The sequence below is a fragment of the uncultured Anaerococcus sp. genome, assembly GCF_963510575.1.
Taxonomy (GTDB): Bacteria; Bacillota; Clostridia; order Tissierellales; family Peptoniphilaceae; genus Anaerococcus.
Window position 1 is genome coordinate 1 of record NZ_CAUPFR010000066.1, and the last position, 9,797, is coordinate 9,797.

Annotated in this window: 10 protein-coding genes; 8 read left to right on the plus strand and 2 right to left on the minus strand. The window is 35.6% G+C overall.

The features are described 5' to 3' along the window. The 8 genes from RQ907_RS05835 to RQ907_RS05870 all read left to right on the plus strand — a co-directional run. The coding region (locus tag RQ907_RS05835) for an acyl-CoA dehydrogenase family protein (RefSeq protein WP_311492442.1) at nt 1-660 on the plus strand (660 nt) is incomplete at its 5' end. An 18-nt stretch (nt 661-678) separates the two neighbouring features. Then, nucleotides 679-1,488 (plus strand): electron transfer flavoprotein subunit beta/FixA family protein, encoded by an 810-nt coding sequence (locus RQ907_RS05840; protein ID WP_311492443.1) that lies wholly within the window; start codon nt 679-681, stop codon nt 1,486-1,488. 9 nt (nt 1,489-1,497) lie between these two features. Next, complete coding sequence (locus RQ907_RS05845) at nt 1,498-2,499, plus strand: electron transfer flavoprotein subunit alpha/FixB family protein (protein ID WP_311492444.1); 1,002 nt, start codon at nt 1,498-1,500, stop codon at nt 2,497-2,499. Nucleotides 2,500-2,735: 236 nt separating this feature from the next. Next, a complete protein-coding gene (locus RQ907_RS05850) occupies nt 2,736-3,515 on the plus strand; it encodes an enoyl-CoA hydratase-related protein (protein WP_311492445.1) in 780 nt (259 codons plus the stop codon). 12 nt (nt 3,516-3,527) lie between these two features. Beyond that, nucleotides 3,528-4,370 carry a 3-hydroxybutyryl-CoA dehydrogenase gene (locus RQ907_RS05855; protein WP_311492446.1) on the plus strand — a complete coding sequence of 281 codons (843 nt, stop codon included), beginning with the start codon at nt 3,528-3,530 and terminating at the stop codon, nt 4,368-4,370. Between the two features lie 36 nt (nt 4,371-4,406). After that, entirely contained in the window at nt 4,407-5,588 is a 1,182-nt protein-coding gene (locus tag RQ907_RS05860; RefSeq protein WP_311492447.1) for an acetyl-CoA C-acetyltransferase, read from the plus strand. Between the two features lie 154 nt (nt 5,589-5,742). Next, the gene (locus tag RQ907_RS05865; RefSeq protein ID WP_311492448.1) at nt 5,743-7,092 is read left to right on the plus strand and encodes an acetyl-CoA hydrolase/transferase C-terminal domain-containing protein; all 1,350 of its coding nucleotides are present in this window, start codon (nt 5,743-5,745) and stop codon (nt 7,090-7,092) included. A gap of 707 nt (nt 7,093-7,799) precedes the next feature. Beyond that, entirely contained in the window at nt 7,800-8,777 is a 978-nt protein-coding gene (locus RQ907_RS05870; RefSeq protein WP_311492449.1) for an aspartate-semialdehyde dehydrogenase, read from the plus strand. A 169-nt stretch (nt 8,778-8,946) separates the two neighbouring features. Here the strand turns inward: RQ907_RS05870 and RQ907_RS05875 are convergent, their stop codons facing one another. Further along, the gene (locus RQ907_RS05875) at nt 8,947-9,630 is read right to left on the minus strand and encodes a hypothetical protein (protein WP_311492450.1); all 684 of its coding nucleotides are present in this window, start codon (nt 9,628-9,630) and stop codon (nt 8,947-8,949) included. Next, a partial coding sequence (locus RQ907_RS05880; protein WP_311492451.1) for a YbaK/EbsC family protein occupies nt 9,627-9,797 on the minus strand: 171 nt, incomplete at its 5' end. The genes RQ907_RS05875 and RQ907_RS05880, both read right to left, overlap by 4 nt.

A 9,797-nucleotide genomic window follows, 5' to 3' on the forward strand; every position in this document is an offset into this window, starting at 1 on the left:
GGTTACGCAGATACATATGTAGTATTTGCTATGACAGATAAATCTCAAGGTACAAAAGGTATCTCTGCTTTCATAGTAGAAAAAGGAACACCTGGTTTCAACTTTGGTGCTAAAGAAGACAAGATGGGTATTAAAGCATCTTCAACAATGGAATTAGTTTTCCAAGATTGTAGAATACCTGCTGCTAACCTTTTAGGCGAAGAAGGCAAGGGCTTTAAATACGCAATGCAAACACTTGATGGTGGTAGAATTGGTATAGCAGCTCAAGCACTTGGTATTGCTGAAGGAGCATTAAACAAAGCTATCAAATACGTTAAAGAAAGAGAACAATTTGGTAGACCAATTGCTAAATTCCAAAATACACAATTCAAACTTGCTGAAATGGCTATAGATATTGAATCTGCTCGTCACTTAGTTTATAAGGCAGCAACACTAAAAGATGCTGGCGAAAGCTACACAGTTGCAGCAGCAGAAGCTAAATTAAAAGCAGCAAGAGTTGCTATGGATGTTACAACAAAAGCTGTTCAACTATTTGGTGGTTATGGCTACTCAAAAGAATATGAAGTTGAAAGAATGATGAGAGACGCTAAGATAACAGAAATCTATGAAGGTACTTCAGAGGTTATGTTAATGGTAGTTGGTGGTTCACTTTTAAGATAATATCGAAGGGAGATATATATGAATATATTCGTATGCGCTAAACAAGTTCCGGATACAAACGAAATCAAGATTGATCCGGTTACAAATACACTAATTAGAAAGGGCGTTCCAAGTATCCTTAATACTTACGATGCATTTGCTCTAGAGCAAGCTCTAAGAATTAAAGACAAAGACCCAGAAGTTAAAATTACAGTTATCTCAATGGGACCTCCACAAGCAGATCAAATGCTTAGAGATTGTCTAGCTGTTGGTGCTGACAATGCTTACCTAGTTACAGATAAAAAATTCGGTGGTTCAGATACTCTTGCAACATCTTATATCATTTCAGAAGCAATCAAAAAAGTTGCTGAAACAGAAGGACAACCTGACATGGTATTCTGTGGCCTTCAAGCAATCGATGGCGATACAGCTCAAGTAGGACCAGAACTTGCTGAACACTTAGATCTTCCACAAGTAACTTATGCTTATACAGCAGAGTTAAATGAAGGTGGATTAAAAGTTCTTAAAGAAGTTGAAGGTGGAGCACAAGTTATCCAATCAGTTCTTCCAGCCCTAGTAACATTTACAAAATATGGCGATGAAGAATTAAGATATCCAAAAATCAAAAATAAATTAAAGGCTAAAAAAGCTTCTATTGGACAAATTACTTTTGAAGAACTTAAAGATAGCATAGACGAAACAGCTATCGGTCTAAAAGGTTCACCAACAAGAGTTAACAAATCTTATACTCCAACCGTTGAAAAAGTTGGCGAAATGTTCGAAAATATGGAAGCTGATGAAGCAGCAGATAAGCTTATAGCAGCCTTAGTTGATAAGAAGCTTATTTAAGGAGGAACTATGTCAGAAAATAAAAACCTATGGGTATTAGTTGAAACTAAAGAAGATGGATCATCAGTAAATGTAGGCCTTGAATTATTAAATCCAGGTAGAAAAATGGCTGACACACTTGGTGGAAATTTAGTTGCAGTTATAATTGGTGCTGAAGTATCAAAAGCTAAAGAACAAGTAAAAGACCACGGTGTTGATGCAATCATTACTTGTGAAGGTGAAATTTATAAAGAATACAACACAGATGTATATGCTAATGCAGTATGCAAACTTGTTGAAAAATATAGCCCAAATACAATCCTAATCGGTGCTACCAACCAAGGTAGAGATTTAGGTCCAAGAGTATCTTCAAGACTTCACACAGGTCTAACAGCAGACTGTACAGAACTTGATGTTGATGCTGAAACAGGTAACGTTCAATGGACAAGACCTGCATTTGGTGGTAACTTAATGGCACAAATTCTTTGCCCAGATTCTAGACCACAAATGGGTACAGTACGTCCAGGCGTATTCCCTAAAGAAGCTTTTGGTAGAAAAGATAATATCGAAGAAATCGAAGACAATATTGAATACACAGGCGAAATCAGAACTAAAGTTGTTGACTTTATCCCAAGAGATGAAGGAGACGATGTTGATTTAGTTGGAGCAGAATTTATCGTTTCAGGTGGACGTGGACTTGCAGATCCAAGCAACCTAAAATTAATAGAAGACTTAGCAGAAGCTCTAGGAGCAACTGTTGGTTCATCTCGTCCATTAGTAGATTCTGGCTGGATTTCACACTCTCACCAAGTTGGTCAATCAGGTAAGACTGTAGCACCAAAGGTATATATAGCAGTAGGTATTTCTGGAGCTATCCAACATATAGCTGGTATTAACGCATCAGATACAATCATTGCTATCAACAAAGACCCAGATGCACCTATATTTGATGTAGCTGATTATGGTATTGTTGGTGACTTATTTGAAGTAGTTCCTGCTTTAATAGAAAAAATTAAAGCAAGAAAAGCCTGAGATTAAAATTAAACCACTATTTTCTTAAATAGTGGTTTTTCTTTTACATGGCACTTGTAGGCTGATATTTTTTCAGGGAAAATCGTTTTTAAAATTTGTTAAAATTTATACAAAAATAGATTGACAAAAAAATATCAACTGTTATAATATATGTAGTAGAAGTAATCTGGTATAAAATCAATTCTGACTTTATACTAATTGAAAAAATGCAAACGATTTAATTTAAAGGGGGACGGATGACTTACAAAACTGTAAAGTATGAAGTTAATGGTCACATAGCAAAAATCACTATCAACAGACCAGAGGCTTTAAACGCACTTAACTCAGAAGTATTAGATGAATTAAATACTCTTCTTGATGAAGTAAGAGCTAATAAGGAGCTTAGGGTAGCAATACTCACAGGTGAAGGCAGAAGCTTTGTTGCAGGAGCAGATATTAAAGAAATGTCTACTCTAACTCCAATAGAAGCTAAAGAATTTGGTTACAAGGGACTTCACGTATTTAGAAAACTTGAAAGCCTACCAATTCCAGTTATAGCTGCTATTAACGGATTTGCCCTAGGTGGTGGATGCGAAATCGCTATGAGCTGTGATTTCAGAATTGCAAGTGATAAGGCTTTATTTGGTCAACCAGAAGTAGGACTAGGTATCACACCAGGATTTGCTGGTACTCAAAGACTTCAAAGACTAGTTGGCCCTGGTTATGCAAAATATTTAATTTATACAGCTAAAAACATCAAAGCTGACAAGGCTTATGAAATTGGTTTAGTTCAAGAAGTTGTTGAAGCTGACAAGCTTGACGAAACAGTTGAAAAACTTGCAGCAAAAATTGCTGCTAACGCACCAGTTGCAGTTAGAGCTTCAAAAGAAGCTATAAACGTAGGTGGTCAAGTAGATATAGATAGCGCAATCAAAGTTGAAGAAAACTTATTTGCCCTAACCTTCTCAACAGAAGATCAAAAAGCTGGAATGAATGCTTTTATCAACAAAGAAAAAGCAGAATTTAAAAATAAATAAAGGAGAAAAATAATGAAAATTGGTGTAATTGGATCAGGAATCATGGGTGGCGGCATTGTTGAAACTGCTGCTAAGAGCTATGAAGTTGTAGTAAGAGATATCAAAGATGAATTCTTAGAAAAAGCTAAAGCAAGAATCGAAAAATCATATGCTAAACAAGTTGCTAAAGAAAGAATGACAGAAGAAGCTAAAGAAGCTGCTATTAAAAACATTTCTTATACAACAGAAGTTAAAGATTTAGCTGATTGTGATGTAGTTATCGAAGCTGCAACAGAAAATCCAAAACTTAAAAAAGAAATCTTCAAAGAATTAGATGCAGTTGTTAAAGAAGGTGCTATCCTTGCTTCTAATACATCATCTCTTTCAATCACAGATATAGCTGCAGTTACTAAAAGACCTGAAAATGTAATTGGTATGCACTTCTTCAATCCAGTTCCAGTTATGAAACTTGTTGAAGTTATCAGAGGTCTTCACACATCTGATGAAACAAATAAAGCAATATTTGAACTTGCAGAAAAACTTGGCAAACAACCTATCGAAGTTAAAGAAGGTCCAGGATTCGTTGTTAACAGACTTCTTATCCCAATGATCAACGAAGCAGTTGGCGTTTTAGCTGATGGTCTTGCAAGCGTAGAAGATATTGATAAGGGTATGCAACTTGGTGCAAACCACCCAATGGGCCCTCTTGCTCTAGGTGATTTAATCGGTCTTGATACATGCTTAGCAATCATGGAAGTTCTTTACACAGAATTTGGTGATAGCAAATACAGACCATGCCCACTATTAAGACAAATGGTAAGAGCTGGAGACCTTGGTAGAAAAACAGGCAAAGGCTTCTACGATTACAGCAAATAAGATAAATAGATTTTAAGAAAAACTAAAGGAGAAATTATGACAAGAAAAGTAGTAATAGCAAGTGCAGCAAGAACACCAGTTGGTGCTTACGGTGGTGCATTTAAAACAGTTTCAGCTAGGGAATTAGGTGCAGTAGCAGCTAAAGCAGCTATCGAAAGAGCTGGTATCAAACCAGAAGATATAGACGAATCAATCCTTGGTTGTGTACTTCAAGCAGGTAACGGCCAAAATATCGCTAGACAAATCGCTCTAGACGCTGGTATTCCAATAGAAAAACCAGCTATGACCCTAAACATCGTTTGCGGTTCAGGTCTAAGATCAGTTTCCCTAGCAGCTCAAATGATTCTTGCAGGTGACTGCGATGTAGTTTTAGCAGGTGGTACAGAATCAATGTCTAACGCTCCATACCTTTTAACAGATGAAAGATGGGGAGCTAGAATGGGAGATAAAAAAGTTGTAGATGAAATGATCAAAGATGGTCTTTGGGATGCATTCAACAACTACCACATGGGTGTTACTGCAGAAAATATAGCTGAAAAATTCGGTCTAACAAGAGAAGAACAAGATGCTCTTGCTGCAGAAAGTCAACAAAAAGCTGCTAAAGCTAGAGCTGAAGGAAGATTTAAAGACGAAATCGTCCCAGTAGAAGTTAAAGGCAGAAAAGGCAAAGTAACAGTTGTTGATACTGATGAATATATCAAAGAAGGCGTTACTAAAGAAAGCATTTCTGGATTAAAACCAGCTTTCATCAAAGAAGGTACAGTTACAGCTGCTAACGCTTCTGGTATCAATGATGGTGCTGCTTGTCTAGTAGTAATGAGCGAAGAAAAAGCTAAAGAACTTGGCGTTAAACCTCTTGCTACAATCGTAAGCTACGCTACAGAAGGTGTTGATCCAAAAATCATGGGTACAGGCCCAATCCCAACAGTTAGAAAAGCTCTAGAAAAAGCTAACCTAACTCTTGAAGATATCGACCTAATCGAAGCTAACGAAGCATTCGCTGCTCAAGCTCTTTCAGTAATCAAAGAACTTGGACTAAACACAGATATAGTAAACGTAAACGGTGGAGCTATTGCAATCGGTCACCCAGTTGGTGCATCAGGAGCAAGAATCCTTACAACACTTCTATATGAAATGCAAAAGAGAGACTCTAAAAAAGGTATCGCAACACTTTGTATAGGTGGCGGTATGGGTACTGCAGTTATAGTAGAAAGATAAGATAAATTTTAAGGTGTGCAGGTAATTCTTATCTGCATACCTTTTTTCTATATTTAGCAAAAAAATTTAAAATACATAGAATACATTGATAATAATTTGTGATTTTGGGTATATATAAATTGTAAAAAGAAAACGATACTATAAAGGGGAATATATGGATTTTAAAAAATTATATGAAGAAAAATTGATTACTGCAAAAGAAGCAGCAGCGATGGTAAAGGACGGTGATTGGGTAGAAATGGGATGGTGTGCCCTAACACCAGTTGACTTTGACAAGGCTTTGGCTGAGAGAGTAAATGAATTAAAAGACGTAAAGGTTAGGGGCGGAATCCTTGCTTACAATTCACCTACAGCATCAGTTGACCCTACAGGAGAGCATATTACCTACCATTCATGGCACTCATCAGGCGTAGAAAGAAAGTTAATTAATTCAAAAGAGCATAGCGCTTTCTTTATTCCAATCAAATACAGCGAGCTACCAAGATATATAAAAGAAAATGCGCCAAGAGCTGCAGTTTCAGTTTTCCAAGTTAGTCCAATGGATAAGCACGGAAACTTCAACTTTGGTGTATCTGTAAGTCACGCTATGGCATCCTTCCAAAATTCTGACAAGGTAATTCTAGAAATTAACGAAAACGTACCAAGAGCACTTGGTGGATTTGATAACTTTATAAATATTAAAGATGTTGACTATGTTTACCAATCAACAAATTATCCAATGTTAACCCTTCCAAAAGCTTCTTTTGGTGAAGAGGAACTTAAGGCAGCAAACTATGTAGTAGATATGCTCCGTGATGGAGATACTATCCAAATCGGTATTGGCGGACTACCAAACGCTATCGGTTCTGAAATTGCCAAATCAGACCTAAAAGATCTTGGAGTTCACTCAGAAATGTATGTAGATGCCTTTAGAGAAATGGCTCTAGCAGGCAGGATTACAGGACGTAAGAAAAATATAGACATCGGTCGCCAAACCTACGCTTTTGCAGCAGGTAGCCAAGAACTTTATGATTATATAGATGATAACGAAGAGCTAATGGCAGCACCAGTTGACTATGTAAATGATATTGATGTAATAGCATCTCTTGATAACTTTGTATCAATAAACACAGTTTTACAAGTAGACCTCTGGGGACAAATCTCAGCTGAATCTGTAGGAACAAAACACATATCAGGAGCCGGTGGAGCCTTAGATTTTGTTCTTGGAGCTTATAGATCAAAGGGTGGTAGGTCAATAATTGCACTTACATCATCAAAGATAAATAAAGAAGGCAAGAGAATTTCTAATATAGTTCCAACCTTTGCACCAGGAACTCAAGCGACAGCTGTAAGATCCAATACTCACTATATAGCAACTGAGCAAGGTATTGTAAACTTCAAGGGTCTAACAACTTGGCAAGCAGCAGAAGCTCTTGTAAGCCTAGCCCACCCAGATAATAGAGATGAATTAATCAAGGCTGCAGAAGAAATAGGTATTTGGAGAAATACTAACAAGAGAATCTAATATAACAAAACCAGAGAGGGAATAATCCTTACTCTGGTTTTTGTATTTAAGGAATTATCTTTGTAAATAGCATCATGGATGGATTTTATACATAGGTGTTAATTTATGAATTAAAATAAAAATAAGATTTTTAGTAGAATAATAAACATAATGTAAATGATATCGAAATCTTACTAATTTATAAAAAAAATATATTTTTTTATCAAAATCAATTTGTATTAAAATAAAAATACTTGCATAAAAATCATTTGGAAGTTGACAAAATCGTGGAAAAATGATAGACTTTTTAATAAATAAAGATTTAGCTAAGGAGTTGCAGGTACAATTAGGAGGAGGCGAAAGTTCTAGCCTGTCGAAATACATGGTATAGGTCAGAGGTCAAAGAGGACTATGATTGTCGGTAAACCTAGCTAGGCTTTGCTGGATTACTTGCTAGGTCAGGTGAAAGGAAAATCATGGGCCTTTTGCCCGTGATTTTTTATATGGAGGTAAATAGGTAAAAGAACTTTAGAGCTATAAGTATGTGCTTTACATGAAGAGCCTACTATTTATTAGGGTCATATTTGCTGGTAAAAATATCTGTACCCGTTTTTTGTTTATTAGGTCATCCTATATTTAAATATTAGACAGCATATGGTATATCTAATGATACAAGGAAAAGCCATATATAAGATTTTAAAAATATTTTTCATAAAAAGGAGAAAAAAATGGTAAATGTAGCTGTTGTTGGTGCAAGCGGCTTAGTTGGAAGCAAGGTTAGGGATATCCTAGAAGAAAGAAATTTCCCTGTTGATAGGTTATTCGCCTTTGCTTCAAAAAAATCTGCTGGCAAAGAAATCGAATTTCAAGGAAAAAAAGTAGTTATTGAAGAATTAAAGGAAGATTCCTTTGATAATAGGGGAATTGACATAGCCTTATTCGCAGCAGGAGCTGGCGTGTCTGAAAAATATGTTCCTCTTGCTGTTAAAAATAATATTAGGGTTGTTGATAATTCATCATTTTTCAGGATGGATAAAGACGTGCCACTTGTAATTCCTGAAGTCAACCCAGACCATATCAAAAAAGATGACATGTTAATTGCAAATCCAAATTGTTCTACAATCCAATCTGTCCTTGCTATTTCAAAAATTTATGAAAAATATGGTATAGAAAGAATTGTTTATAACACCTACCAAGCCGTATCAGGTGGGGGCGAAAGGGCTCTTGAAGACCTATATGAAAAGAAAAATGATCATTGGAAGTATAAAATTTACGACAACCTCCTTCCACAAATAGATTCTTTCCTTGAAAATGGCTATACTAAGGAAGAGATGAAGATGGTTAACGAATCTAGAAAAATTTTGGGAGACGATTCGATAAAAATTACTGCCACAGCTATAAGGGTGCCAGTAACAAATTCTCATGGTGTTTCCATAAATTTAAAATTAAAGGAAGATTTTGACCTAGAGGATATCAGAGAAATTATTGCAAGTACTCCAGGAGCAATATTAGAAGATGATATTGCTAATGAGATTTATCCTATGCCAGCCTTTGCTAGTGGTAAGGACGAAGTATTTGTTGGCAGGATTAGGAGAGATTTCTCAGAGGATAAGAGCCTTAATTTGTGGTGTGTAGCTGATAATATCAGAAAGGGAGCCGCTTTGAATGCTGTGCAACTTGCAGAGCTTATAGTAAAGGATTTGTAAGATAATTCTAAGAATTATATTGATAAGATTTTTACTTTCTTATTAAGAAAAGTAATGCTCTTTGTGGATATAAAGATTAGCTAATTTGATAGGAGAAAAGAAAAAAGGAAGCCATTACTATTTAAGTTTAGGCTTCCAAAATACCATAAAAATCATGATGATTTAATATTTATTTAAGACAAGCTGGCGTATTTAGATTGGAAACTAGGTCGTAGATTGGACCTAAAAATCTAGAGGCGTCAGGTTTTTTTGTCTTTATTAAGTCGATTAATTCAAGCATCCGTACAACTACATACTTATTCAAATAAAAAGCTTGGATTCCGTTAGCTAAAATCGACCTCCTGCCATTTATAACAATATCATCTCTCATATTTGCAAAATATTTTAAAAGGTTTTTCCTATTTTCAATGTCTTCTATCAAACAATCTATCATGGCTATAAGAGATTTAAGGTAGGAATCTTCTAGAGGATTAAAATAAAAATTTATTGTTGATTTTGGACTTAGGATAATATCTTCTCTAATTTTTTTATTATCTTGCGCCTCATAGACTTCAAAATATTTATTCGGATCAAAGTTTTTGAAAAAATTAGGATAAAGTCCATATGGAAAGCTAGAATTTTCTATAGTTGTTTTTAGAAATTCTAACTCTTGGGTCCCGTTATCAAAGGCTGCAATAAAAATTGGAGAGAGGATTACTAAAAGTCTTAACTTCTCATTATCAAGGTCATTTGCCAGGCTTAATGAAAAAGTATCTTCGATTTGACTTTCGCTTTCGGATATTTTTTCAAAACCATAATCATTTGAGACTTGAAAAGAAGTTTTTTTGCCATTTTCAAACTTAGTTAAAATCATTTTATCAGATCAGCAAAGCTGGCCTTGGTTGCTCTTTGCAAATCGGCTGGTTTTATTTTTAAGGAATGGCCAACCTTACCAGCAGAAACCTTGATAAAATCCATATCCTTAGCCTTTTGGTCTATGAAAACAGGGTAGTCTTTTTTTAGGGCGAGTGGGGTTGTAGC

What these genes read in the sequence shown, in the direction of transcription:
- RQ907_RS05840 (WP_311492443.1), top strand. Translation starts at nt 679, where the DNA reads ATGAATATATTCGTATGCGCTAAACAAGTTCCGGATACAAACGAAATC.
- RQ907_RS05845 (WP_311492444.1), top strand. Translation starts at nt 1,498, where the DNA reads ATGTCAGAAAATAAAAACCTATGGGTATTAGTTGAAACTAAAGAAGAT.
- RQ907_RS05850 (WP_311492445.1), top strand. Translation starts at nt 2,736, where the DNA reads ATGACTTACAAAACTGTAAAGTATGAAGTTAATGGTCACATAGCAAAA.
- RQ907_RS05855 (WP_311492446.1), top strand. Translation starts at nt 3,528, where the DNA reads ATGAAAATTGGTGTAATTGGATCAGGAATCATGGGTGGCGGCATTGTT.
- RQ907_RS05860 (WP_311492447.1), top strand. Translation starts at nt 4,407, where the DNA reads ATGACAAGAAAAGTAGTAATAGCAAGTGCAGCAAGAACACCAGTTGGT.
- RQ907_RS05865 (WP_311492448.1), top strand. Translation starts at nt 5,743, where the DNA reads ATGGATTTTAAAAAATTATATGAAGAAAAATTGATTACTGCAAAAGAA.
- RQ907_RS05870 (WP_311492449.1), top strand. Translation starts at nt 7,800, where the DNA reads ATGGTAAATGTAGCTGTTGTTGGTGCAAGCGGCTTAGTTGGAAGCAAG.
- RQ907_RS05875 (WP_311492450.1), bottom strand. Translation starts at nt 9,630, where the DNA reads ATGATTTTAACTAAGTTTGAAAATGGCAAAAAAACTTCTTTTCAAGTC.